Annotated in this window: 20 protein-coding genes; 10 read left to right on the top strand and 10 right to left on the bottom strand. The window is 53.1% G+C overall.

Annotated features, from left to right (window positions below; translation table 11 throughout):
- Positions 1 to 28: 28 nt before the first annotated feature.
- Complete coding sequence (locus FDX22_RS09195; protein WP_146717083.1) at positions 29 to 1,237, bottom strand: multidrug effflux MFS transporter; 1,209 nt, start codon at positions 1,235 to 1,237, stop codon at positions 29 to 31.
- 349 nt (positions 1,238 to 1,586) lie between these two features.
- Here FDX22_RS09195 and FDX22_RS09190 point away from each other — a divergent pair, with 349 nt between their 5' ends.
- A complete protein-coding gene (locus FDX22_RS09190; protein ID WP_135912278.1) occupies positions 1,587 to 2,423 on the top strand; it encodes an alpha/beta fold hydrolase in 837 nt (278 codons plus the stop codon).
- 133 nt (positions 2,424 to 2,556) lie between these two features.
- On the opposite strand, the gene FDX22_RS09185 is transcribed toward FDX22_RS09190, so the two are convergent.
- The gene (locus FDX22_RS09185; RefSeq protein WP_146717082.1) at positions 2,557 to 5,676 is read right to left on the bottom strand and encodes an efflux RND transporter permease subunit; all 3,120 of its coding nucleotides are present in this window, start codon (positions 5,674 to 5,676) and stop codon (positions 2,557 to 2,559) included.
- A gap of 28 nt (positions 5,677 to 5,704) precedes the next feature.
- Positions 5,705 to 6,862, bottom strand: a complete 1,158-nt coding sequence (locus FDX22_RS09180) for an efflux RND transporter periplasmic adaptor subunit (protein WP_146717081.1) — start codon at positions 6,860 to 6,862, stop codon at positions 5,705 to 5,707.
- Positions 6,863 to 7,302: 440 nt separating this feature from the next.
- On the opposite strand from FDX22_RS09180, the gene FDX22_RS09175 reads away from it, so the two are divergent.
- The gene (locus FDX22_RS09175) at positions 7,303 to 7,662 is read left to right on the top strand and encodes a YcgJ family protein (protein ID WP_096757619.1); all 360 of its coding nucleotides are present in this window, start codon (positions 7,303 to 7,305) and stop codon (positions 7,660 to 7,662) included.
- Positions 7,663 to 7,737: 75 nt separating this feature from the next.
- On the opposite strand, the gene cbpM is transcribed toward FDX22_RS09175, so the two are convergent.
- The 3 genes from cbpM to dsbA form a co-directional block, all read right to left on the bottom strand.
- Positions 7,738 to 8,043, bottom strand: a complete 306-nt coding sequence (cbpM, locus tag FDX22_RS09170; protein ID WP_146717080.1) for a chaperone modulator CbpM — start codon at positions 8,041 to 8,043, stop codon at positions 7,738 to 7,740.
- Positions 8,043 to 8,963: a curved DNA-binding protein gene (gene cbpA / locus FDX22_RS09165; protein WP_135912272.1), complete on the bottom strand. Its 921-nt coding sequence runs from the start codon at positions 8,961 to 8,963 to the stop codon at positions 8,043 to 8,045. The genes cbpM and cbpA overlap by 1 nt, the downstream gene beginning before the upstream one ends.
- A gap of 204 nt (positions 8,964 to 9,167) precedes the next feature.
- Positions 9,168 to 9,791: a thiol:disulfide interchange protein DsbA gene (gene dsbA / locus FDX22_RS09160; protein ID WP_115258904.1), complete on the bottom strand. Its 624-nt coding sequence runs from the start codon at positions 9,789 to 9,791 to the stop codon at positions 9,168 to 9,170.
- Between the two features lie 345 nt (positions 9,792 to 10,136).
- Between dsbA and FDX22_RS09155 the strand changes: the two genes are divergently transcribed.
- The 5 genes from FDX22_RS09155 to agp all read left to right on the top strand — a co-directional run bounded on the left by FDX22_RS09155 (position 10,137) and on the right by agp (position 14,929).
- Positions 10,137 to 10,499: a copper resistance protein gene (locus FDX22_RS09155; protein WP_146717079.1), complete on the top strand. Its 363-nt coding sequence runs from the start codon at positions 10,137 to 10,139 to the stop codon at positions 10,497 to 10,499.
- Between the two features lie 48 nt (positions 10,500 to 10,547).
- On the top strand, positions 10,548 to 12,428 hold the full coding sequence (locus FDX22_RS09150; RefSeq protein ID WP_146717078.1) for a protein-disulfide reductase DsbD domain-containing protein: 1,881 nt from the start codon (positions 10,548 to 10,550) through the stop codon (positions 12,426 to 12,428).
- On the top strand, positions 12,425 to 13,048 hold the full coding sequence (locus tag FDX22_RS09145; protein WP_096757613.1) for a DsbA family protein: 624 nt from the start codon (positions 12,425 to 12,427) through the stop codon (positions 13,046 to 13,048). The genes FDX22_RS09150 and FDX22_RS09145 overlap by 4 nt, the downstream gene beginning before the upstream one ends.
- Positions 13,038 to 13,544 (top strand): protein disulfide oxidoreductase, encoded by a 507-nt coding sequence (locus FDX22_RS09140; RefSeq protein ID WP_146717077.1) that lies wholly within the window; start codon positions 13,038 to 13,040, stop codon positions 13,542 to 13,544. Before FDX22_RS09145 ends, FDX22_RS09140 begins: the two co-directional genes overlap by 11 nt.
- A gap of 143 nt (positions 13,545 to 13,687) precedes the next feature.
- Positions 13,688 to 14,929: a bifunctional glucose-1-phosphatase/inositol phosphatase gene (gene agp, locus FDX22_RS09135; protein WP_146717076.1), complete on the top strand. Its 1,242-nt coding sequence runs from the start codon at positions 13,688 to 13,690 to the stop codon at positions 14,927 to 14,929.
- 47 nt (positions 14,930 to 14,976) lie between these two features.
- On the opposite strand, the gene FDX22_RS09130 is transcribed toward agp, so the two are convergent.
- Positions 14,977 to 15,204, bottom strand: coding sequence for a YccJ family protein (locus tag FDX22_RS09130; RefSeq protein ID WP_096757610.1), 228 nt, complete (start codon positions 15,202 to 15,204; stop codon positions 14,977 to 14,979).
- A 20-nt stretch (positions 15,205 to 15,224) separates the two neighbouring features.
- Positions 15,225 to 15,821, bottom strand: a complete 597-nt coding sequence (gene wrbA, locus FDX22_RS09125) for an NAD(P)H:quinone oxidoreductase (protein WP_096757609.1) — start codon at positions 15,819 to 15,821, stop codon at positions 15,225 to 15,227.
- A gap of 385 nt (positions 15,822 to 16,206) precedes the next feature.
- Between wrbA and FDX22_RS09120 the strand changes: the two genes are divergently transcribed.
- Positions 16,207 to 16,380: a general stress protein gene (locus FDX22_RS09120; RefSeq protein ID WP_096757608.1), complete on the top strand. Its 174-nt coding sequence runs from the start codon at positions 16,207 to 16,209 to the stop codon at positions 16,378 to 16,380.
- Between the two features lie 194 nt (positions 16,381 to 16,574).
- Positions 16,575 to 17,213: an HTH-type transcriptional regulator RutR gene (rutR, locus tag FDX22_RS09115; RefSeq protein WP_096757607.1), complete on the top strand. Its 639-nt coding sequence runs from the start codon at positions 16,575 to 16,577 to the stop codon at positions 17,211 to 17,213.
- Here rutR and FDX22_RS09110 read toward each other — a convergent pair.
- Both FDX22_RS09110 and putA read right to left on the bottom strand, forming a co-directional pair.
- Positions 17,210 to 17,605, bottom strand: coding sequence for a lysozyme inhibitor LprI family protein (locus FDX22_RS09110; RefSeq protein WP_115259968.1), 396 nt, complete (start codon positions 17,603 to 17,605; stop codon positions 17,210 to 17,212). The two genes, rutR and FDX22_RS09110, sit on opposite strands and share 4 nt — an antisense overlap.
- A 795-nt stretch (positions 17,606 to 18,400) precedes the next feature.
- Positions 18,401 to 22,363 (bottom strand): trifunctional transcriptional regulator/proline dehydrogenase/L-glutamate gamma-semialdehyde dehydrogenase, encoded by a 3,963-nt coding sequence (gene putA, locus FDX22_RS09095; RefSeq protein ID WP_135912267.1) that lies wholly within the window; start codon positions 22,361 to 22,363, stop codon positions 18,401 to 18,403.
- 422 nt (positions 22,364 to 22,785) lie between these two features.
- Between putA and putP the strand changes: the two genes are divergently transcribed.
- Positions 22,786 to 24,294 (top strand): sodium/proline symporter PutP, encoded by a 1,509-nt coding sequence (gene putP, locus FDX22_RS09090; RefSeq protein ID WP_096757603.1) that lies wholly within the window; start codon positions 22,786 to 22,788, stop codon positions 24,292 to 24,294.
- Positions 24,295 to 24,704: the final 410 nt, after the last annotated feature.

Raw genomic sequence — 24,704 nt, 5'->3', positions numbered from 1 at the left:
TTCTCTGGGGGAATAGCAGTATCTCGTGCTACTGCGGATTTTTTACCTGAATGCTCAGTGCCATGACGGCACTGGCTGTCGTAAATACCGCAATGACCCAGCTCATTGTCCAAGGTGTGCCATCGCTAAAGAGTGGCAGCAACAGCGAGGAGATGATGCCGCTACCGTATTGCAACGCGCCCATTAGCGCCGATGCGGAACCGGCGACATTCGGCGCGGCGTCCAGTGCACATGCCGTAGACGTCGCGGCGATGATGCCATTCATTGAGAAGAACACGAATACGGCTCCGACAATCACGGTGATCCCTCCCGCGCCCAGACCCGTTGTAACAGCCAGCACGATGGCGGCAACGGTAGCGATGAAGACAGCAATCTTAAGTAACGCCTCCAGTGGGTAGCGATAAACCAGGCGTCTGTTGACCATGCTCACGGCCATCAGTCCCACAATGTTGATGGCAAATAACCAGCCATAATGCTGCGGATCAACGCCGAAGTACGTGATGTACACAAATGGGGAACCGGTGATAAAGGCGTAGGCCGCGATGTAGTAAAACGTCAGGCATAGCGTAAAGCGCATATATCTGGTGTTGGTCAGTAATGCGGAATAATGATGAAAGGCGCTGGAGATGGAAGCCTGGGAACGTTTGTCTTCCGTCAGGGTTTCCGGTAGCCAGCATAACGACAGCAGCATGAATGTACCGATTATCGCCAGTAGCCAGAAAATGGTGTGCCACGAGGTGACCTTAATCATTTGCCCGCCAATCAGAGGACCGGCAATCGGCGCGATAGCCATGATGATCATCAGGGTCGACAGCATTTGTGCTGCGCGAGTACGGCTAAACAGGTCGCGGATCATTGCGCGCGCCAGCATCGGGCCGGTACAGGCACCTAGCGCCTGAAAAACACGCCAGAAGACAATGTGTACAATATCCGTTGATAACGCGCAGCCGACTGAACCTATAACGAATAAACTCAAACCAATGAATAGCGGCAGACGCCGCCCATAACGATCGCTAATCGGTCCCCAAATCAGTTGTGCAATGCAAAAACCCATGAGAAAACCGGTGATGGTTAACTCAGCATCGCCGTGTAAATCTTTTGCCATTATGGGCATTGCCGGCAGATAGATATCGGTTGATAAGGAGGTCACGGCCATTAAGGCGCTAAGGATAAGGATAAAAGTAAGACCGGTTTTTTTAGCCGTCGCTGACTGCGTTTGTGCTTGTAGGTTAAGCATGCTGAACCATCTGGATATTGAAAGACAGGACCATGTTAACGGGTTTGTGCTTGCAGATAATGGTCAGCAGGAGGATAGGCGCTATGAGTGGTATTCATTAATAATGTGAATTTTAATTTTCAGGTAAGTGGATGTTGGCTATTAACGCTTTGTTTTTAACGATTTATTGATGGCATACGTTATATATCCAGTAAAACCAAAATTAATAGGTTTCTTTTTTTGCAACTATACTCACTAAGCCTTACGCAGGTTCATTCGCGTTGATGTGTAACATGCTGGTAAGACGTTGCGCGATCAATGTGGTATCAACGATCTTTAGGCGGAATATCCTCTCGAGGGAAATACAACTATGTCATTTGTAAAAACAAAAGATGGTGTAAACATTTTTTATAAAGACTGGGGTGCGAAAGATGCGCAACCTATCGTATTCCATCATGGCTGGCCGCTGAGCGCAGATGACTGGGATAACCAGATGTTATTCTTCCTTAATCACGGTTATCGTGTTATCGCCATCGATCGTCGCGGGCATGGACGTTCAGATCAGGTGAGCGACGGTCATGATATGGACCACTATGCGGCAGATGTGTCGGCCGTGGTAGAGCATCTTGACCTGCATAATGCCGTGCATATTGGTCATTCCACGGGAGGGGGGCAGGTGGCAAGATATGTCGCTCAATACGGACAACCGCAAGGTCGCGTGGCGAAAGCCGTGCTGATCAGCGCCGTGCCACCGCTGATGGTTAAGACAGATAATAATCCGGGAGGGACACCGCTCAGCGTTTTCGATGGATTCCGCCAGGCGCTTGCCGCCAATCGCGCGCAGTTTTATCTTGACGTGGCAACCGGGCCTTTTTATGGATTCAATCGGGAAGGGGCAGAGATATCCAATGGAACTCTTCAAAACTGGTGGCGACAGGGCATGATGGGGAGTGCAAAAGCGCACTACGAAGGAATTAAGGCGTTCTCTGAAACCGATCAGACCGATGATTTAAAAGCCATTACGCTACCCGTTTTGGTGATGCAAGGAGATGATGATCAGGTCGTCCCTTATAAAAATGCAGCGCTGTTGCAGGATAAATTGCTCGTTAACAGCGTTCTGAAGATTTATCCAGGTTATCCGCATGGGATGCATACTACCCATGCCGAGGTGATTAATAACGATCTGTTGCACTTCATTCAGGCCTGAAAATATTCTGAAGTTGCGGTGAATGTTCAGAATATGCATTAAATCATTGTTAATCGATTATTTAAACACTCTGGGATTACATAATGTAACCCCAGAGTGTTTATCATATACGGATATATTATATTTATTTATATCAGCGCGATGTTTTAAATCGCGCTAACGTGTTTTCAACGAGCACAAAGAAGACCGGGACAAAATAAATCGCCAGTACGGTCGCCGCCAGCATGCCCCCGATTACGCCGGTACCGACGGCATTTTGTGCACCAGAACCCGCGCCGTTGCTTATAGCCAGTGGAATTACACCTAAAATGAAGGCCAGTGAGGTCATCAGAATAGGGCGCAGACGCATTTGCGCCGCCTCGACGGCAGCCTCAAGCGGTGTTTTACCTTCTTTTTGCATAATCTCGACGGCAAACTCAACGATCAGAATGGCGTTTTTAGCCGACAGGCCCATCGTGGTGAGCAGGCCGACCTGGAAGTAAACATCATTGCTCAAACCACGCAGGTCGGTAGCCAGCAACGCACCGGCGATGCCAATGGGCACTACGAGCATCACGGAAAAAGGAATGGACCAGCTTTCATACAGTGCTGCCAGCGCAAGAAAGACTACCACGAGCGAAATGGCATATAGCATGGGGGCCTGGTTGGTGGATAACGCCTCTTGATAAGACAGACCCGTCCACGCGTAGCCGACGCCGGCAGGGAGTTTATTAATCAGGGATGCCATAAAGTTCATTGCATCACCGCTGCTTTTCCCGGCAACCGGCTGTCCCAGAATTTCCATCGCAGGCTGCCCGTTGTAACGTTCAAGACGGGGTGAACCATAGGTCCATTCGGTGGTTGAGAAGGCGGAAAGCGGGGTCATAGAGCCGGAGGCGTTGCGCACGTACCAGTGGTTTATATTGCCAGGTAGCATACGGAACGGCGTATCAGCCTGGACATACACTTTTTTAACGCGGCCCTGGTTAAGGAAATCATTGACATAGCGGCTACCAAACGCTGTGGAGAGGGTCTGATTAATATCCGCGAGTGAAACGCCCATGGCCTCAGCTTTTTTGGCGTCAACATTAACATGGAACATCGGTGTGTCTTCCAGCCCGTTAGGACGCACCCCGGCGACCTCTCCGGATGACTGACTGGCCAGCTCCAGCAACTGATTGCGTGCCTGCATCATTTTTTCGTGTCCGAGATTACCGTTATCCAGTAGCTCCATATCAAACCCTGAAGCGGTTCCCAGTTCTGCTACCGCAGGTAAATTGAACGGATAAATCACGGCATTATTAATGGTGCTTAAAGCCACCATTGCCCGTTGAATAATGGCGGTAACTGCATTTTCTTCACCAACACGTTCTGACCATGGCTTCAGGCTGATAAAGGCCAGCCCGTTGTTTTGCCCCTGGCCGCTGAAGCCAAATCCACCAACGGTAAAAACAGACGCGACATTTTTCCGTTCTTTCGTCAGGTAGTAATCTGTTATTTCGTCGAGGACTTTGCGGGTATTGACCATCGTTGAACCTGAAGGCAATTGTGCCGTGGTCATGAATACCCCCTGATCTTCTTCAGGTAAAAAGGAGGTTGGGGTGCGTAAAAACAAGCAAATCATGCCGGCCCCGATCACCAAATAGATGACCATATAACGGCCTGTGCAACGCAAGAGTTTACGCGTGCTGTCCGTGTAGTGCCGGGTGCACTTCTCCATGAAATGATTGAAATGGGTGAACAGAAAATGTGTTCTTGTATTCTCCTCCTCAGGCGCGGGTTTCAACAGCGTGGCGCAAAGTGCGGGTGTCAGGCTCATCGCCACGAATACCGATAGCGTCATAGAGGAGATCAAGGTGATGGAAAACTGACGGAAGATTTCACCTGTCGCGCCGCTCATAAAGGCCATCGGCATAAATACGGCAGATAACACCACGGCAATACCGACCAGCGCTCTTTGCAACTGGCTCATCGCTTTATGCGCTGCCTCTTTTGGCGGCAATTTTTCTTCGCAAATAATACGCTCAACGTTCTCGACCACTACGATGGCATCATCGACTAAAAGTCCTATTGCCAGCACCATGCCAAACATCGTCAGTGTATTAATCGTAAAACCGGCGACAGACAAGATGGAAAATGTGCCGAGAATAACCACGGGAACTGCGATTGTGGGGATAAGCGTCGCGCGGAAATTTTGCAGAAATAGATACATGACGAGGAAGACCAGGATAATTGCCTCGATCAATGTTTGGAAAACACCCTGAATTGAAATCTTGATAAACGGGGTGGTGTCATAGGGGTAAACGGTCTTCATGCTGGCCGGGAACCAGGCCGATAATTTGTCCAGCTCTTTTTTGACCGCCTGGGATGTTTCCAGGGCATTTGCGCCGGCGGCAAGCTTAATCGCGATCCCGGCGGCAGGTTTGCCGTTATACCGTGCGACCGTCGAATAATTTTCCGCCCCCAGCTCAATTCGCGCAACGTCACGCAACAGAACCTGAGAACCGTCTTGCTGGACTTTCAGAAAGATCTTGCCAAATTCATCGGTACTTTGCAGGCGAGTCTGAACAACGATCGACGCATTCAACTGCTGGTCTGCCGACTGAGGCATCCCCCCCAGTTGTCCCCCCGATATCTGATTATTCTGTATCTTAATTTGCGCAATAACGTCCTGCGGTGTGAGGCTATATTTGTTGAGTTTTTGCGGATCCAACCAAATGCGCATGGCGTATTGTGAACCGAATAATTGCACGCTCCCCACCCCGGCAGTACGACTGAGAGGATCTTTAATGTTTGAGGCAACATAGTCAGCAATATCATATTGGCTCAGGCTGTTGTTATCCGAGATAAAGCCGGCAACCATTAAGATATTGCTACTGGATTTATCCACGCTGACCCCTTGTTGCTGAACCTCCTGCGGCAAGGAGGGCATCGCCAACTGCAGTTTATTCTGCACCTGAACCTGTGCAATATCGGGTGATGTGCCGGTTTTAAACGTCAGGATAATTGACGCATTGCCTGCCGCGTCGCTGGTGGACGACATGTACATCAGGCCATCAAGACCATTCATATTTTGTTCAATCACCTGAGTGACGGAGTCTTCTACGGTCTTTGCGTCTGCGCCAGGGTAGGCGGCGTTAATCGTAATCGTCGGGGGCGCTATTTGCGGATATTGGGCGATCGGCAGGTTCATAATAGCGATCCCCCCGGTAAACATCAGAATAATCGCCAGCACCCAGGCAAAAACCGGGCGCTCAATAAAAAAGTTAGCCATGAAGAAGGTGTCCTTAATACCTGAAATATTACTGTTCGGTTACCGTGTCAGGGCTGTTTGATGGCGAAGAGAGAACCCGGGCTTTCATTCCCGGACGGATTCGTTGTAATCCGGAAACAATAACCCGGTCGCCGGGACGTAATCCTGCGGTCACTAACCATTGGTTACCGACAGCTTTTACTGCGTTGATTTGGCGCAGTTGCACCCTGTTTTTCTGGTCGAGGATCAGGGCAGTCGCCTTTCCCTGCTCGTTATGGGTAACCCCTTGCTGAGGAACCATTAGAACGTTCTGCTGGCGACCTTCATCCAGTAAAGCCGTAACGTACATACCGGGTAAAATCTCGCCGTCAGGATTCGGGAAGATGGCGCGCAGGGTCACGGAGCCAGTGACTTTATCGACGGCGGGATCGGAAAACTGCAGCGCCCCGGTATAGCGGTAGGGTTTGCCATTTTCCAGCATCAATTCAACCGGGATCTGGCCTTTTTCCTGGGCGATTTTTCCACTGGATTTTTCTTCTTTCAGGCGTAAGAAGTCCTGCACCGACTGGGTTAAATCGACGTAAATCGGGTCTAATTGCTGAATGGTGACCAGCGCGCTTTCCTGATTCGCGGTGACCAGTGCGCCAACGGTAACGGAAGACGTGCCGCTAATGCCATCGATAGGCGAGGTGACATTGGCGTAATGAAGGTTAATGGCGGCCTGCTCGACGTCCGCTCTGGCGACGGCAACATTAGCGTCAGCTTCATTAAGCTGTGAACGCGTGGTGTCATAATCCTGACGACTGACGTAATTGGATTTTAATAAAGCTGACTGGCGCTGGAATGTTAAACGTAGATTATTGGTAGTGGACAGTGCTTTTGCCAGAGCGCCTTTGGCCGCATCGAGTTTTGCCTGCAGAGGCGCCGGATCAATTTGGTAGAGCGATTCACCTTTGCTGACTTTATCACCCTCAATAAAATTTCGCTTAATAATTATACCGCTGACCTGCGGTCTGATCTCAGCAATTTCGAACGATACGGCCCTGCCCGGAAGTTCACTTTTAATATCAACGGAAGAGGGTTTCAGAGTAATAATCCCAACTTCGGCTTCTCTGGTGATGTTTTTTTCTGAGGATTGATTGTCACACGCGGTGATAATTGCGACACTAAAAAACAATGGTATCAGCAGTAAGCGTTTTCTGTTCATAGTAATCCCTGAATAAATTTGACGTACACAGTAATTTGCATTGTATGCAGGGGAGGGATGTCATCGATAAATAGCATGAGGCGATCAGGCATAAGAAGGATAAAGCCTATTTTTGGCTAATGATTTAGCAAGTGAATTACAGGTAACAGAGTGCGTTATTTAAATTCAGGTTCACCCAATGTGTGATGGCGAGTTATACTTGCACTATCGTATTTAAAGCACACGCCGACAGGGCGAATGTCAGGGGCAGAATCATTACGCCTTTTGTTTTGTTCATTTTAATTCCCTGCTAAAAAAGACAGGTTTATAGTAAACCTTTGCACATTATTGTCATCAAGCGCGCAGCTGATTATCTAAAAGTAATATAATTGTAGCTCATGGTTATAGATGGTTTCTGGTGTACAATATTAATCATGTCAGGCGAAGAATATAGGGAGAGTATGATGATAAAAATTGGTAGCCTGCTGGCAGTTGGTATCCTGTCACTGCCCGCGTACGCCGCGACCACCGGACCACACAGCCCTGTCGCGGGCGTACTGTGCGACAAATATATCTGTGCGGATGAGCACGGCTTGTCGGTGGCGCTGACCACGAAGTATGTCGGAAAGAAGCAGGGTGATAAACTGGCAGCGGCCGGACAATTTGACACGACGGCCTTTACCTTCCAGGGCGGTCTGTTCTGCGACACCACTGAGCGTCTGTGCCGGGATGACCGATATTTTGGACCAGACGGTAAACGCAGTGGCAAAGTGAACACCCACTACACGGCGTTGCTGTTCGGCAAGACGGATAAATCCTGACTACACGGGTAAGCGCTGAATTCGTCGCTTACCCGTGGTATTTCACGTTATCAATCGGGCGTTAATCTCAATACGTTATGAATGCGTGACAAAGCGTGACAAACGCTGGCGCAGCAGGCGATTTTCCTGACGCAACTGCGCATTCTCTTCCAGTAACGTGAGCGCAACGGCTATCCCCGGCCAGTCAAGCGCCAGTTCCTGACGTAAACGCAAAGCCCGTCGTACGACACTTAATGCGCGATCGTCAAACTGCCAGTGGGCGCTTTCATCTTCGCGGGGTTCGATCATCCCCAGGCCGACAATCTCAGTCAGCTCCTCGGCGGAAACGCCGGTATGCAGGCAAAACTCAGTAATGGTAAAAGTGACGGTAACGTTAGCCATTATGCTTTCCCCCACTCTTTGCGTGGATCAAAGGTCTTCTGCGCGTCCGCTAGCTGTTGCCACAATGCGACGCTGTTGTCGTCAGGTTTGGGTGGCATCACAATTTTGATCACCGCGTACAGGTCGCCGGTCTGTTTTTTACTCACCAGCCCTTTGCCCTTGATGCGTAATCGTTGTCCGGCCTGGCTGCCAGGTGGGATCGTCAGCAGGATACTCTCTGTGAGTGTTGGCACGGTCACTTTTGTGCCCAGTGCGGCTTCCCATGGGGCAAGGGGCACGACAATTTCCAGGTCCTGATTGACGATATCAAATAGCGGATGCGGCGCGATATGAATCACCAGCCACAAATCACCGTTCGGGCCACCGTTCTCACCGGGCGTGCCCTGGCCTTTCAGCCTGATGCGCTGGCCGTTGCCTACACCTGCTGGAATTTTCACATTCAGCGTTTTGGGGATCTCTCGCTCTACCAGGCCAAACGCATTGTAGACCGGTAGGGAGTAACTGATGGTGCGGCTATGCTCAGCAAGGGTTTCTTCGAGGAACACGGCCACATCGATTTCGATATCGTGCCCACGACGGGCGTGGCGCTGTTGCGACTGGCGAGCGTGTTGACCAAAAATGGAGGAGAAAATATCGTCAAAATCTTCGGCGTTGTAGCTCTGACCTTCACCTTGCTGGAACTGACGGCTGAACTGCGGATCGTTGCGGTGCTGCCACAACTGATCGTATTCGGCACGACGTTGTTCATCGCTTAAGACTTCCCAGGCTTCAGCAACCTCTTTAAAACGCGCTTCGGCGTCGGTTTCTTTGCTGACGTCAGGATGGTATTTGCGGGCGAGTCGACGATAGGCGGTCTTGATGGTTTTGAGATCGTCCGTCGGTTTCACGCCCATGATGGCGTAATAATCCTTTAATTCCATAGTGTTATCTCGTATGAATCAACCCATGAAGAAGGATACCCCTCGGGAAAGGCATCACCGTAAGTTTAGGGTAATCCTGAAAAGTGCGAATGCCAACTATGAAAGGGACGAAAACAGTGACGCCTGACGGCATGAATCGGACATTGTGCACCACCAACGGTAGCAGATGGTTTCTGTTGGTGGTGCGTCGTGCAATATTAATGATCAGGATTTGGTAATAAGAAAACGGACCGTCTCTGCGTAGTTCTGCACAAAGGCATTCACGTTATCGGAATTTAATCCTTTCGGGTTAATCATATATTTGCCGTTAATGAAGATAGCCGGTACGCCTTTCAAATCGACGGCTTTGGCCAATTCTTGCTGTTTAGCGGTCAGTGATTTCACCGCAAAGCTATTCCATGCGGCATCATAATCGCTGGCGCTCACGCCTGCCTGGATAAACACGTTGCGAATATCATCAGCGGTTTTAATCGACTGTTTCTTCTGTACGGCATCAAAAAGTAAAGGTTTAACCTTATCTTCTACATTTAACAGCATGGCGACAGACCAGGCGTGCGTCATATCGGCTCCCAGAGGACCTAAAAAGTCGACGTGGTACTCGGTGAGTTTAACATCCTCAGGTAAGGCTTTTTTCACATTATCAGTAACTTCCAGGACCTCATCGTATTGATAGCAAGAGGGGCAGTAGAAGGAGAAAAACTTCAGTGCAGCAGGCGCTGACGGTACGGCTTTTTCCAGCGTGATAAATTCTTTTCCATCGGTAAATGTTGCGGCCTGAGCACTCACGGTAAACAGCAACCCGATCAGCGGGAGTAGATATTTTTTCATTTTCATATACTCTAAATAACATATTATAAACAAAGATGTTTATAATGAACGCGATGTCCATTACGCCATCATTATAATAAAGCATTTATTTTATAATGCGCTGCTCCTTACTTTGATTTACGCATGGATGCTTTTTAATAACGTATTTAAATGTCTGGGTGGATTTTTTGGAGTTATCGGAAATAGCGAAATATTTCCCTCGTTATATTTTACGGTGGCGATTATTTGTTTCCATGACATACACGCAGGGCGAATGAATGTCCTGCACCGACATAACTTTACAGCGTAAAGGTTGCCAAAACCTCGCCAGTAGCTAAGATAACCGCGTCAATCAGTGAGGGTAAAATGGCAAAACGTCAACGGATGGGATGGTGGTTCCTGTGCCTGGCATGTGTCGTAGTGATGGTATGCACTGCGCAGCGCATGGCGGGTCTGCACGCGTTGCAGATGAACACCACTGCCGCAACCGTTGTTGCCAGCGCGCAAATAGAGGCTGATGACGCCTCACCCGTGACCCCTTGCGAACTGAGTGCGAAGTCATTGCTGGCTTCGCCTCCGGTGCTGTTTGAAGGTGCCATTCTGGTGCTTTGCCTGCTTCTGTCGCTACTGGCGCCGGTGCGGGTTTTTCGTCTGCCGTTTTTCCCACCGCGAGCTATCTCGCCGCCCACTCTGCGGGTTCATCTCAGGTTTTGCGTCTTCCGTGAATGACAGAGCAGCCGTTGCTGACTGTTAGATAATTATTCACGGAGAAAAAATATGATGACTGTTTTCAGGCAGGCGCTGCTCTGTCTGTTATTGCTATGGCTGCCCGTATCCTGGGCGGCTGATATCGGCTGGCTGCGCTCAGCCGAGAATGACCATGCCAGTGTGCGGCTGCGTGCCGATACGTCCGCCGAGGGGGAAACCAGGCTGCTGCTGGACGTCAAACTGGAGGATGGCTGGAAAACCTACTGGCGCTCACCGGGCGAGGGCGGCGTCGCGCCGTCTATTGCCTGGAAGGGCGCCATGCCAACCGTGGACTGGTTCTGGCCCACGCCTGCGCGTTTTGAAGTCGCCAACATTACTACCCAGGGCTATCACGATCGGGTGACGTTCCCGATGGTGGTGCGCGGTACGTCACCGGCTACGCTGAACGGCGTTTTGACGCTGTCGACCTGTAGCAACGTTTGTCTGCTGACAGATTATCCCTTTTCTGTGACGCCTTCTGTCCTGGACGCCACCTTTGCCCATGACTATGCACAGGCCATGGGGCAGATCCCACTTGCCAGTGGTCTGACGGATTCTCTGCACGCCGGGGCGCGCGCTGGAGAACTGGTCGTCGAGGCGCAGCGTAAGGGCGGCTGGTCTACACCGGGGTTGTACCTGGATACTGTCGATGAGGCGGACTTTGGCATGCCGACAATGCGCGTGGAGGGTGAAACGCTGCGCGCCACGATCCCGGTGCATGACAGCTGGGGTGAGGGTGCGCCGGATCTGCGCGGTAAATCGCTCACGCTGGTGCTGGCAGATAACGGTGTCGCTCAGGAAAGTCGTCTTGTCATTGGTGACGCGCCGGCAGCAGAAAGCGCGGCGCTCCCGCTGTGGCAGGTGGTGTTGATGGCGCTTCTGGGCGGGCTTATCCTCAACCTGATGCCCTGCGTGCTGCCGGTTCTTGGGATGAAGCTGGGTTCAATTTTACTCGTCGAGGAGAAAAACCGTCGCCAGGTTCGCCGCCAGTTTCTGGCTTCGGTGGCCGGAATAGTGGTCTCCTTTATGGCGTTGGCCGCGCTGATGACGGTGCTGCGGATGACCAATCAGGCACTCGGCTGGGGGATCCAGTTCCAGAGCCCGTGGTTTATCGGCGTGATGGTGCTGGTGATGCTGACGTTCAGTGCCAGCCTGTTCGGGCTGTTTGAATTCCGTTTACCTTCAAAGATGACCACTACGCTGGCGACCCACGGTGGCAATGGCCTGGCCGGTCATTTCTGGCAGGGCGCGTTTGCGACGCTGCTTGCCACGCCGTGCAGTGCGCCGTTCCTGGGTACGGCTGTGGCGGTGGCGCTAACGGCTTCACTACCCACGCTGTGGGGGCTGTTTCTGGCTCTAGGACTGGGAATGAGTTTACCGTGGCTGCTGGTGGCTCTGCGCCCGGGTCTGGCGCTGCGTTTACCGCGTCCGGGACGCTGGATGACTATCCTGCGGCGTTTGCTCGGGGTGATGATGCTCGGTTCAGCCATCTGGCTGGCAACGTTGCTGCTCCCGCATCTGGGGTTTACCAGCCAAAGTGCTGCCAAAGAGAGCGTCAACTGGCAGCCGCTTAGTGAACAGGCCATTACCGACGCGCTGGCTCAGCATAAACGTGTTTTCATCGATGTGACCGCCGACTGGTGTATTACCTGTAAGGTCAACAAATTCAATGTCTTGAATAAAGAAGACGTGCAGGCCGCCCTGCAGCAGCCCGATGTGGTGGCACTGCGCGGTGACTGGACGCTGCCCTCTGAAGCAATTACCGAATTTCTAAAAAAACGCGGCCAGGTTGCTGTGCCGTTTAACCAAATTTATGGCCCCGGCATGCCGGAAGGCCAGGCGTTGCCGACGCTGTTAACCCGCGATGCGGTGTTAAACACGCTGGTAGATGCTAAAGGAGTTACACCATGAAACTGTTGATTGTTCTGCTGTTGTCCCTGTTTTCTGCCGTCAGTGTGGCGCAAGAGCCCGCGCCGTTTACCCCGGAGCAGGAAAAGCAAATTGAAGCGTTAATTCAGGAAGCGCTGTTTAACGATCCGGACAGTCCGCGCATTGGCGCGAAGCAGGCAAAACTGACGCTGATTAACTTTACCGATTACAACTGCCCGTACTGCAAGCAACTGGATCCGATGCTGGAAAAAATTGTGCAAAAGTACCCGGACGTAGCCGTAGTGATTAAACCGCTGCCGTTTAAAGGTGAAAGCTCGGTGCTGTCGGCGCGCACCGCACTGATGACCTGGCGTGAGCACCCGCAGCAGTTCCAGGCGTTACATGAAAAACTGATGCAGAAAAGAGGCTACCATACTGCTGCCAGTATTAAACAGGCGCAGGAGAAATCGGCGGCAACCCCGGTCACATTGGATGATAAAAGTATGGAAACGCTGAGCACCAACCTGCAACTGGCGCGGCTGGTAGGTGTGCGCGGTACGCCTGCCACGATTATCGGCGATGAACTGATCCCAGGCGCCGTACCGTGGGAAACGCTGGAAGCTGTGGTCAAAGAAAAGCTGGCGGCGGCCAATGCTCAGTGAACTGCGCCGCTGGCTGCGCGAAGGGCTCATCTTACTGGTGCTGATTGTGGGCGCGATGTTGCTGATGGATGCGTGGCGAGCGCCCACGCTCCCCACCGCTTTTGACAGCACGCCATTGCAGACTTTGGAGGGTGAAACCGTTACCTTGGCGGCGCTCAGTCAACAAGAACCTGTGCTGCTCTATTTCTGGGCCAGCTGGTGTGGCGTTTGTCGCTTCACCACACCGGATGTTGCCCGGTTGCAGCGGGAAGGCGAGAACGTGATGACCATTGCGTTACGCTCCGGCAGTGAAGCGGAAGTGTCTCGCTGGCTGTCGCGCAAAGGCGTGGACTTCCCGGTCATCAATGACGCCGATGGCACGCTCTCCCGCAGTTGGGAGGTTAGCGTTACGCCGACACTGGTAGTGATGTCGCAAGGCCGCGTGGTCTCCACAACCAGCGGCTGGACCAGTTACTGGGGCATGAAATTGCGGCTGTGGTGGGCAAAAACGTTCTGAATATCGTGCCGGGGAAACCCGGCATTTTTTTACAGCTGAGATAAACCCTTAACTACACCTGCATTTTTGCGAAAGCGTTCCCGGAAAAATGTCTTGTTTCTGTCACACTCAGTGGTGATTGATAACAACAAGAGGTCGTAGGGATGAATAAATCGCTAATCGCCGCAGCCGTGGCAGGGGTCGTATTACTGTCATCCGCCGCACAGGCGCAGACCGCGCCGGAGGGCTATCAACTCCAGCAAGTATTGATGATGAGCCGACATAACTTACGTGCACCTTTAGCCAATAATGGCAGCGTTCTGGAGCAATCGACGCCGAAGCCGTGGCCACAATGGGATGTGCCGGGCGGTCAACTCACCACCAAAGGCGGGGTGCTGGAAATCTATATGGGCCATTACATGCGTGAATGGCTGGCAGAGCAGGGGATGGTGAAATCCGGTGAATGTCCGGCCCCGGACTCGGTGTATACCTACGCCAATAGCCTGCAGCGTACGGTCGCAACGGCGCAGTTCTTTGTGACCGGCGCGTTCCCGGGCTGCGATGTTCCCGTGCACCATCAGGAAAAAATGGGCACCATGGATCCCACCTTCAACCCGGTAATCACTGACGACTCTGCCGCCTTTAGTCAGCAGGCCGTGCAGGCGATGGAAAAAGATCGCAGCAAAATGCAGCTTAGCGACAGCTACCAGTTGCTAGAGCAAATGACAAACTACAAAGACTCACCGTCCTGTAAAGAAAAACAGCAGTGCTCACTGACCGACGCCAAAGACACGTTTACTGCGAAGTACCAACAGGAGCCAGGGGTTTCAGGACCGCTAAAGGTTGGTAACTCGCTGGTGGATGCGTTCACGTTGCAATATTACGAAGGGTTCCCGCTAAATGAGGTGGCCTGGGGTGAGATCAAATCCGATCAACAGTGGAAGGTGCTGTCAAAGCTGAAGAATGGCTATCAGGACAGCCTGTTTACCTCGCCGGCCGTGGCGCAAAATGTGGCCAAGCCGCTGGTGAAATATATCGATAATGCACTGGTGACCGAGCGTACAAAAGCGCCGAAAATTACCGTGTTGGTCGGTCACGACTCCAACATTGCGTCATTACTCACCGCGCTGGATTTCAAACCGTATCAGCTGCATGACCAGAACGAACGCACGCCGATTGGCGGGAAGATTGTCTTCCAGCGCTGGCATGACAGTAATGCTAACCGGGATCTGATGAAAATCGAGTATGTTTATCAGAGCTCGCAGCAGCTGCGTGATGCACAGGTGTTGACGTTGAAATCACCCGCGCAGCGCGTGACGCTGGAACTGAAAGGCTGCCCGATAGATGCGAATGGCTTCTGCCCGATCGATAAATTCAATAGCGTGCTGAATGCGGCGGCAAAGTAGAGTGAAATAACAAGAAACTCCCCCGTGCAGACGGGGGAGTCATGATGCTAGACGTTTTTACGTTCGATAGTCTGTTCACCCCAAAAGAGTGAGTCTTTGTCCGTTTTCTCGAAGGCTTTGATCAGCACCTCGTCGCTGCCTTCTTCCCAAATTTTCTCCGCCAGTTTCTCGTCATAATGGGCGACTTCAAAAATAGCCTCGGCGATTTCCGGCGATGTATTGCGCAGACGCGCCCATTCACCGACGCGATGGGCTTTCGCTTCTTGAGTTGGCATACGAATCCTCCTGTTGCAGATTAGCCGTTGAGTTTTACTGCCAGACCGGCGACATATTCACCCTGATAGCGGGCGATAGACAACTCTTCCTGACTTGGCTGGCGAGAGCCGTCGGCCCCGGCAATGGTGGTCGCGCCGTACGGTGTCCCGCCGCGAACTTGCGAGACGTCAAACAGCTCTTGCGCGGCGTATCCAATAGGAACGATGACCATCCCGTGGTGGGCAAGCGTTGTCCAGGTTGAGGTAATGGTTTGTTCCTGACCGCCGCCGGTTCCTGTTGAGCTAAATACGCTGGCGAGTTTGCCGTACAGGCCGCCAGAAGCCCACAGGCCACCGGTCTGATCCAGGAAGGTACGCATCTGACCGGACATATTGCCAAAGCGGGTAGGGGTGCCGAAAATAATGGCGTCGTAATCAGCCAGTTCTTGCGGGGTCGCGACAGGGGCATTTTGTGTTTTACCGCCCGCCTTCAGGAAGATCTCAGGCTGCATCGTTTCTGGCACACGCTTAATAATGACTTCCGCGCCATCGACCTTATTTGCACCTTCTGCGACTGCATGGGCCATCGTTTCAATGTGTCCGTACATGGAATAATAAAGCACCAGAACTTTTGCCATTTTACACTACTCCTCGAGTTAACCGTCTGTGTAGCGAATCGCTACCTCTCTTTAAAGATATGACGTACTGCCAGGAGTGCAAATTTCACCATCATTTCTTTGATTTATAACAATTTTAATGGCAGTTCTATTTTGTCGCAAAATGATACATTTTTGAGCAGGTTGGATTTGCTAGTCATAAGAAAGGGTTATTGATTTCCGGCGGTGATTATTCGCCAAATACCGGCAAACCTGTTGCAGAATATTACCGTTAGCCGGTTGTCAGGCCAGTCTTCACTATGCTTAATCCCACGCAGCGAACATAGGGCATTGCCCACAGCTTGCGTGAGGTATCACTCCTCAGTACCTATGCAATATGATGTCTAATCAATGACGGAGGTCAGTAATGGCAAACCATCGAGGCGGTTCCGGCAACTTTGCGGAAGACCGCGAAAGAGCATCAGAAGCAGGTCGAAAAGGTGGCCAGCACAGCGGGGGTAATTTCAAGAATGACCCGCAACGCGCTTCAGAGGCAGGCAAAAAAGGGGGCAAAAATAGCCACGGCAATAACAAAACGTAATTGCCAGGCTGTCTGTTAACTATATCGTGACGTCTGAGCGTTCAACGACAGACGTCGCAAAGCCACCGCCGCCGGATTGTCCGGCGGTTTTTTTGTTTGAAGGATGCACGGTAACTACTTCCCGTGGCCGCTTTAATTTATCCATTCACCGTATGATTTGTTATGCTGACGCCCTCAGAACAAGGGGAGGGCGGATGGCTCAAGGCGTAGAGAAAAAAACAGGTAAACGCTCGCAGGCGGTCAACGCGAAACGCCAGGCCATTTTAACTGCGGCGCTAAATATCTTCTCCCAGTTTGGGATCCACGGAACGCGTCTTGAACAGGTGGCTGAGCAGGCGGGCGTGTCAAAAACCAATCTGCTCTATTATTACCCGTCAAAAGAAGTGCTCTATATTGCCGTGTTACGCCAGATCCTCGACATCTGGTTGGCGCCGCTGAAGGCCTTTCGTGAAGACTTTGCGCCGCTGGTGGCGATCAAAGAATATATCCGCCTCAAACTGGAAGTTTCCCGCGATTACCCGCAGGCATCACGGCTGTTTTGTATGGAGATGCTGGCAGGTGCGCCGCTGCTGATGACCGAGTTGACGGGAGATCTCAAAACGCTGATTGATGAGAAATCCGCGCTGATTGCCGGGTGGGTCAGTAGCGGAAAACTGGCTCCGGTCGATCCGCATCATCTGATTTTTATGATTTGGGCTTCAACCCAGCACTACGCCGACTTTGCTCCACAGGTGGAAGCAGTGACGGGTGCGACACTACGCGATGAAGCCTTTTTTAACCAAACGGTTGAGAACGTCCAGCGGATGATTATCGAAGGGATCCGCGTGCGTTAACCGGCGGGCGGTAACGGGCAGCTTAAATCACCTTCTTCACACTGCAGCAGCGAGGCGAGAAACGCTTCGCGCTCGTGGGTTTTATCGGTCAGACACTGGCTCGCGATCATCGATTGCACGCTGCCGCCTTCCGTACCTGAGCTGATTAACGCGCAGTCAGCATCGCGCAGAGTTATCCACGCGACTTGCGCCTTTTTCAGTAATTCACGTTGAGTGGGCGCTGCACGCTTAAGCGCATTCTGATAGGTATCATTGAGCTTTGCATCCGCCGTTTTAAACTGCTCAGCAGCGCAGGTGTTCATCTCAGTTTGGGTGTTCGCGTTGGTGCAGTCTTCTGCCAGCGCCGGGCTGCTGAGCAGCAGTGCCGCACATGTCAGTACAATTCGTTTCATGCTTCTCTCTGACTCCATAAAAAAGGCCCCGTTACCGGTAATACTGTTCATTCAACGACTCAGTTTCAGAAAGCATCAACCAGTGTTGGGGAGGTGATGAACATGCTATCTCAGAGAGAGGTTCCGTTCACCTCATGTTCATCGTTTTTCTGAGGCACCGATTCCTGTGAACGTGTAAAGGGCGTTTTCCGCCACGCCCTTTACAATCCCGGCTCCCGGCAGGAAAATTGCCACTTCGTGGTTCCCTCCGCTTATTCCTCCAGGCTATCGGGCCGGGCGCGAGGTAGCGTCCCTGCAAAACGCGCCCTGAGCCAGCATCCATGCTGGCTCTCCCGGTCTTACGGAAACACGTCGGCAATTTTCAGCCGGACCAGCCCACACCTGTCCACCTGTGCTTTTACTTGAATATCTCTGAACAGCAAAACGGATATAGCTGAAAGCCAGAGCGCTGAAGCGACACCCTGGTCCGGCTGAAAATCGATGAGCCGTTGACGGCTGACCGGGTCTGCCCGCAGGGATGCGGGCAGAGGGGACGGCCTGCATGGATGCAGGCTCGGCCCCGACCCGACAGTCAGACGGAATAAGACGAATAACTCGCGTAGCGACGATTTTCCCGCCGGGAGCCTGGGTTGCAAGGGAGGCGGCGGTGAGCCTCCCTTGCACGTTCACGGGTACCTGAGCTTCAGAGAAATGATACCGCTGAGGTGAACGGAACCCTGAGCAAGAATCACATGTTCACCCTACATGCTTAACTGAATGGTATTGCCGTTACCGGAGCCTTAATTAACCATACCCTTAGCCGATTGTCATCAGGCTGGCGTTACCGCCAGCAGCAGCGGTGTTGACGCTCAATGAGCGTTCAATATACAGCCGCTCCAGCAGGATATTGCTCTCACCACGGGCAAAGCCTTGTACCGAGACAATTGCGCCATCCCGTGCGGCAACCGCCTCGCATAACGCGCGCAGTTGATCGGAATCACCGTGGAAGATAACGGCATCGAACGGTTGTACGGTCAGATTATCCGCTTTGGCAAACTGGATGCGCCCGGAAAGAGCGGCAGGCAGACGTTTTGCCAGATCGCGGTGGAAAGCATCATCCGGCCACAGGATGAGACTGCCCACGGAAGCCACGGCGGCGACCTGAACCAGTGCGTCCTGTTCGTTATCGGCAATACACAGAACGCGATCGCGAGGTAACAGCGTCCAGGTGTTGCGCTCGCCGGTAGGGCCAGGCAACAAACGCTGAGTTCCGGCCTGCGCCAGTTCAGCAAACTGTTGGCACAGGGTCTGCAACGCCGGGCGATCGGCTGCCCATTCGGTGAGGGCATCCAGCGGCTGGATCAGCGCCGCCTTGAGCTGTGCATCGACAGGGTAATCGGCATCCTGGCGCGCCAGGGTGATGCTTAGCGCATTTTCCGGACGGTTAGCCAGCAGACGGTACAGATACAGCGGACCGCCGGCTTTCGGACCGGTGCCTGACAAGCCTTCGCCGCCGAAGGGCTGCACGCCGACCACCGCGCCAACCATATTACGGTTGACGTACAGGTTACCCACGTGTGCGGAGCCGGTGACCTGAGCGATGGTTTCATCAATACGGGTATGCACACCCAGCGTCAGGCCGTAGCCGGAAGCATTGATTTGCTCAATCAGATTGCCCAGATTGCTGCGGGTGTAGCGTACGACGTGCAGCACCGGACCAAACACCTCTTTTTGCAGTTCGTCGAAGCTCTCCAGCTCAATCAGCGTCGGCGCAATAAAGGTACCGGTTTGCCATTCCCGCGCATCCTCGCTGTTTTCACGTGCAGCCTGGAATACCGGACGTCCCTTGGCGCGCATGGCCTGAATGTGGCGCTCAATATTGGTTTTGGCCTCATCGTCAATAACCGGCCCAATGTCAGTGGTCAGGCGGCCCGGATTGCCCATCCGGCATTCGGCCATCGCGCCGCGCAGCATTTTCAGTGTGTGCTCGGCGATGTCATCCTGCAGGCACAGGACGCGCAGTGCCGAGCAGCGCTGTCCGGCGCTGTCAAAGGCGGAGGCCAGCACATCAACGACCACTTGCTCCGTCAGCGCCGAGGAGTCGACGATCATCGCGTTCATTCCACCGGTTTCGGCGATCAGCGGGATCGGACGGCCTTGCGCGTCAAGACGGCGAGCAATATTACGTTGTAACAGCGTGGCGACTTCCGTTGAACCGGTGAACATCACGCCGCGTACGCGCTCATCGGACGTCAGCTGTGCCCCGACGGTTTCACCCTGGCCGGGCAACAGTTGTACCACGCCTGGCGGCACGCCAGCTTCCAGTAAAATGGCGATCCCCTGGGCGGCAATCAGCGGTGTCTGTTCTGCCGGTTTTGCCAGCACGCTATTGCCTGCAGCCAGCGCGGCGGCAATTTGCCCGCTGAAGATGGCCAGCGGGAAGTTCCACGGGCTGATACAGACCACCGGGCCGAGCGGACGATGGGTTTCGTTATCAAAATCATCGCGGACTTGCCCGGCGTAATAATGCAGGAAGTCGACCGCTTCACGCACTTCGGCAATGGCGTTGCTAAAGGTTTTACCTGCTTCGCGAACCAGAATGCCAATCAGTTGCTGCATCTGGCCTTCCATCAGAACGGCGGCGCGATGCAGAATAGCGGCGCGCTCCTGCGGCGGCGTTGCGAACCAGATCGGCGCATTATTTACCGCGCTTTGTAACGCTTGCTCCACTTCATTCGGGGAGGCTTCACGCACGTAGCCCACAATATCTTTCGGCTCCGCTGGGTTAATTACCGGCGTCATTTGTCCGTCAGTCACCGGATGCTCCAGCATCGGTTTCGCGTGCCATTTTTGCAGTGCGCTGTTGAGCAGGGCAGAGGACAGCGAGGCCAGGCGATGTTCGTTCGCCAGATCCAGTCCGCCTGAGTTTTCGCGTCCCTTGCCGTACAGGTCGCGTGGCAGCGCAATCTTCGGATGCGGTAGACCCGCCAGGCCTTCCTGCTGCGCCAGTTTTTCTACGGCTTCGACCGGGTCGGCGACCAGTTCATCCAGCGGCAGAGTGGTGTCGGCAATACGGTTAACGAATGAGGTATTCGCGCCGTTTTCCAGCAGCCGACGCACCAGGTACGCCAGCAGCGTTTCATGGGTCCCTACCGGTGCGTAAATACGGCATGGGCGGTTCAGTTTGCCATCGGCAACTTTGCCGGTAACCTGCTCGTACAGGGGTTCACCCATGCCGTGCAGGCACTGGAACTCGTACTGTCCGGGATAATAGTTCTGACCCGCTAACTGATAAATGGCCGCCAGCGTATGGGCGTTATGGGTGGCAAATTGCGGGTAGATCAGATTCGGCACGGCAAGCAGTTTTTTGGCGCAGGCCAGATAGGAAACGTCGGTGTAGACCTTACGGGTATACACTGGATACCCTTCCAGACCGTCCATCTGGGCGCGTTTAATTTCGCTGTCCCAGTATGCGCCTTTTACCAGGCGGATCATCAGGCGACGGCGGCTGCGCGTGGCCAGATCAATCAGATAATCAATCACGTACGGACAGCGTTTCTGGTAGGCCTGGATGACAAAACCAATCCCGTTCCAACCCGCCAGCTCAGGTTCGAAGCACAGTTTTTCCAGCAGATCGAGGGAGATTTCCAGGCGGTCTGCTTCTTCGGCGTCAATATTGATGCCAATGTCGTACTGACGCGCCAGCAGGGTGAGCGACTTCAGGCGTGGATAAAGCTCGTCCATTACGCGATCGTACTGCGCACGGCTGTAGCGTGGGTGCAGCGCCGACAGCTTGATCGAAATCCCCGGCCCTTCATAAATGCCGCGTCCATTAGACGCTTTACCAATCGCGTGGATAGCCTGCTGGTAAGACACCATATAGGCCTGCGCGTCAGCGGCGGTCAGTGCTGCTTCTCCCAACATGTCGTAGGAGTAGCGGAAACCTTTGTCTTCCAGCTTCCGTGCGTTAGCCAGTGCTTCGGCGATGGTTTCCCCGGTGACGAACTGCTCCCCCATCAAGCGCATCGCCATATCGACGCCTTTGCGGACCAGCGGCTCGCCGCTCTTACCGATGATGCGGTTCAGCGAGCGCGAGAGGCTGGCTTCGTTATGTGTGGAGACCAGGCGTCCGGTAAACAGCAGTCCCCAGGTTGCCGCGTTGACGAATAACGACGGGCTGCGTCCAATGTGCGACTGCCAGTTACCGTTGCTGATCTTGTCGCGGATCAGCGCATCGCGCGTGGCTTTGTCGGGAATACGCAGCAGCGCTTCCGCCAGGCACATCAGCGCAACACCTTCCTGAGAGGATAGCGAGAACTCTTGCAAGAGTCCCTGTACCATGCCGGCGCGACCGCTGGCGGTTTTCTGGTTACGCAGTTTGTCGGCTAACTGATATGCCAGCTTATGAGCCTGTTCAGCGATCGGTTGCGGCAGACGCGCCTGTTCCATCAGCATCGGTACGGCGTCGGTTTCTGCACGACGATACGCGGCGGTGATCGCCGCCCGGGAAACAGACTGCGGCAGGATCTGCTCGGCAAACTCGAGGAAAGGCTGGTGAGTTTCATTCTGGTATGCCGAGGCGTCATCACCTTCATTGGCTGCACCCGCCAGTAGGGCAGGCAGCTCAGGCAGGGCATCGTCATTTTCCAGTCTTTCGAGATAATTAAAGATGGCTTGTTTGATCAGCCAATGCGGCGTGCGATCGATTCGTGTTGCGGCTGTTTTAATACGCTCGCGTGTGGCGTCGTCCAGCTTAACCCCCATCGTGGTGGTTCCCATGCCGTTTACTCCTGTTGTGCTGAAATACGGGACTGATAGTTACTGAGAAATATCCACTATGTTGCAACTTTGTGCAACCGTGTTAAATGTGACTTGGTTTGCAAGCTTGAAAATGAATGAAATGTTAATAAATGTGGTATTTGTTGGGGTGTCTGTAAAAAATACGAGCGCTTTTTCTCTGCGGCAGTTAACACTTTTTAAAGGTGCAACCGCGAAAAGTGTGAGAGAGTGCAACCTCCAGAAAAATGCTATCTACTCGAGATCAAAATTGATGTAAATGGTGTGTTAAATCGATTGTGAATGATCCTTGCTTCCGGCAGGATACGGTCGCCCAGGTCAACATAGATATCTTTGCCACGTTCCGGCAGGGTAATAAAACGGCAAGCCACGGCATTGTCGATACATAATTTTGGAGAGTTTTGATGGCTATTAGCACACCGATGTTAGTGACATTCTGTGTCTATATTTTTGGCATGTTGTTGATTGGGTTTATTGCATGGCGTTCAACCAAAAACTTTGATGATTACATTCTGGGTGGACGCAGCCTGGGGCCGTTTGTCACCGCGCTTTCCGCCGGGGCATCCGACATGAGCGGCTGGTTGCTGATGGGGCTGCCGGGGGCGATTTTCTTGTCGGGGATTTCAGAAAGCTGGATCGCCATCGGCCTGACATTAGGCGCATGGATCAACTGGAAGCTGGTGGCTGGACGTTTACGCGTACACACCGAGTTCAATAATAATGCTCTGACGCTACCGGATTACTTTACCGGTCGTTTTGAAGATAAAAGCCGCGTGCTGCGTATTATTTCCGCGCTGGTTATTCTGCTGTTTTTCACCATCTATTGTGCTTCAGGGATTGTTGCAGGGGCGCGTCTGTTCGAAAGCACCTTCGGCATGAGTTATGAAACAGCGCTGTGGGCGGGTGCGGCAGCGACGATTATCTATACCTTTATTGGTGGTTTCCTGGCCGTCAGCTGGACCGATACCGTGCAGGCCAGCCTGATGATTTTTGCTCTGATCCTGACGCCGGTGATGGTGATTATTGGCGTCGGCGGCTTTGAAGACTCGCTGGAAGTGATCAAACAAAAGAGCATTGAGAACGTGGACATGCTCAAAGGCCTGAACTTTGTCGCCATTATTTCCCTGATGGGCTGGGGGCTGGGTTACTTCGGTCAGCCGCACATCCTGGCGCGCTTTATGGCGGCAGATTCTCACCATAGCATCGTGCATGCACGTCGCATCAGCATGGCATGGATGATCCTGTGTCTGGCGGGCGCGGTGGCCGTTGGTTTCTTCGGTATCGCCTACTTCAATAACAATCCGGCACTGGCCGGTGCGGTGAACCAGAACGCCGAGCGGGTGTTTATTGAACTGGCGCAAATCCTGTTCAACCCGTGGATTGCCGGTATTCTGCTGTCGGCTATCCTTGCGGCGGTGATGTCGACGCTGAGCTGCCAGCTGCTGGTGTGTTCCAGTGCCATTACGGAAGATTTGTACAAAGCGTTCCTGCGTAAAAATGCCAGCCAGAAAGAACTGGTGTGGATTGGCCGCGTCATGGTACTGGTAGTCGCGCTGATCTCTATTGCTCTGGCAGCTAACCCGGAAAACCGCGTTCTCGGTCTGGTGAGCTACGCCTGGGCTGGCTTTGGTGCGGCATTCGGACCGGTGGTGCTGTTCTCCGTACTGTGGTCGCGTATGACCCGTAACGGTGCGCTGGCGGGGATGATCATTGGTGCGGTTACGGTTATCGTCTGGAAACAGTTCGCCTGGCTGGGCCTGTATGAAATCATCCCGGGCTTTGTGTTCGGCAGTATTGGTATCGTGGTGTTCAGCTTGCTGGGTAAAGCACCTTCAGCCGCAATGCAAAAACGCTTTGCTGAAGCTGATGCGCATTATCATTCTGCACCGCCGTCACGTTTACAGGTTGAGTAATCTACTTATTGCTTCTACAGCCCGCCGCGTGCGGGCAATGCCGTTCAGTTAAGCATGTAGGGTGAACATGTGATTCTTGCTCAGGTTTCCGTTCACCTCAGCAGTGTCATTTCTCTGAAGCGCAGATACCCGTGAACGTGCAAGGGAGGCTCACCGCCGCCTCCCTTGCAACCCAGGCTCCCGGCGGGAAAATCGTCGCTGCGCGATTCATTCGTCTTATTCCGTCTGCCTGTCGGGTCGGGGCCGAGCCTGCGTCCCAGCAGGCCGTCCCCTCTGCCCGCATCCCTGCGGGCAGACCCGGTCAGCCGTCAACACCTCATCAATTTTCAGCCGGACCAGGGTGTCGCTTCAGCGCTCTGGCTTTCAGCTATATCCATTTTGCTGTTCAGAGATATTCAAGTAAAAGCGCA

It is taken from the genome of Citrobacter sp. TBCS-14 (assembly GCF_005280805.1).
Taxonomy (GTDB): domain Bacteria; phylum Pseudomonadota; class Gammaproteobacteria; order Enterobacterales; family Enterobacteriaceae; genus Citrobacter; species Citrobacter gillenii.
Note: the sequence above shows the minus strand (reverse complement) of the source record. Positions and strands in the feature narration are given on the sequence as shown.

Bases quoted from the DNA above. Each gene is read 5' to 3' on its own strand.
- FDX22_RS09195 (WP_146717083.1), bottom strand. From the start codon at position 1,237: ATGCTTAACCTACAAGCACAAACGCAGTCAGCGACGGCTAAAAAAACC.
- FDX22_RS09145 (WP_096757613.1), top strand. From the start codon at position 12,425: ATGAAACTGTTGATTGTTCTGCTGTTGTCCCTGTTTTCTGCCGTCAGT.
- FDX22_RS09175 (WP_096757619.1), top strand. From the start codon at position 7,303: ATGATGATAAAAATTGGTAGCCTGCTGGCAGTTGGTATCCTGTCACTG.
- dsbA (WP_115258904.1), bottom strand. From the start codon at position 9,791: ATGAAAAAATATCTACTCCCGCTGATCGGGTTGCTGTTTACCGTGAGT.
- FDX22_RS09180 (WP_146717081.1), bottom strand. From the start codon at position 6,862: ATGAACAGAAAACGCTTACTGCTGATACCATTGTTTTTTAGTGTCGCA.
- FDX22_RS09130 (WP_096757610.1), bottom strand. From the start codon at position 15,204: ATGCCAACTCAAGAAGCGAAAGCCCATCGCGTCGGTGAATGGGCGCGT.
- cbpA (WP_135912272.1), bottom strand. From the start codon at position 8,963: ATGGAATTAAAGGATTATTACGCCATCATGGGCGTGAAACCGACGGAC.
- agp (WP_146717076.1), top strand. From the start codon at position 13,688: ATGAATAAATCGCTAATCGCCGCAGCCGTGGCAGGGGTCGTATTACTG.
- FDX22_RS09140 (WP_146717077.1), top strand. From the start codon at position 13,038: ATGCTCAGTGAACTGCGCCGCTGGCTGCGCGAAGGGCTCATCTTACTG.
- FDX22_RS09155 (WP_146717079.1), top strand. From the start codon at position 10,137: ATGGCAAAACGTCAACGGATGGGATGGTGGTTCCTGTGCCTGGCATGT.
- putA (WP_135912267.1), bottom strand. From the start codon at position 22,363: ATGGGAACCACCACGATGGGGGTTAAGCTGGACGACGCCACACGCGAG.
- FDX22_RS09150 (WP_146717078.1), top strand. From the start codon at position 10,548: ATGATGACTGTTTTCAGGCAGGCGCTGCTCTGTCTGTTATTGCTATGG.
- wrbA (WP_096757609.1), bottom strand. From the start codon at position 15,821: ATGGCAAAAGTTCTGGTGCTTTATTATTCCATGTACGGACACATTGAA.
- rutR (WP_096757607.1), top strand. From the start codon at position 16,575: ATGGCTCAAGGCGTAGAGAAAAAAACAGGTAAACGCTCGCAGGCGGTC.
- putP (WP_096757603.1), top strand. From the start codon at position 22,786: ATGGCTATTAGCACACCGATGTTAGTGACATTCTGTGTCTATATTTTT.
- FDX22_RS09120 (WP_096757608.1), top strand. From the start codon at position 16,207: ATGGCAAACCATCGAGGCGGTTCCGGCAACTTTGCGGAAGACCGCGAA.
- FDX22_RS09190 (WP_135912278.1), top strand. From the start codon at position 1,587: ATGTCATTTGTAAAAACAAAAGATGGTGTAAACATTTTTTATAAAGAC.
- FDX22_RS09185 (WP_146717082.1), bottom strand. From the start codon at position 5,676: ATGGCTAACTTTTTTATTGAGCGCCCGGTTTTTGCCTGGGTGCTGGCG.
- cbpM (WP_146717080.1), bottom strand. From the start codon at position 8,043: ATGGCTAACGTTACCGTCACTTTTACCATTACTGAGTTTTGCCTGCAT.
- FDX22_RS09110 (WP_115259968.1), bottom strand. From the start codon at position 17,605: ATGAAACGAATTGTACTGACATGTGCGGCACTGCTGCTCAGCAGCCCG.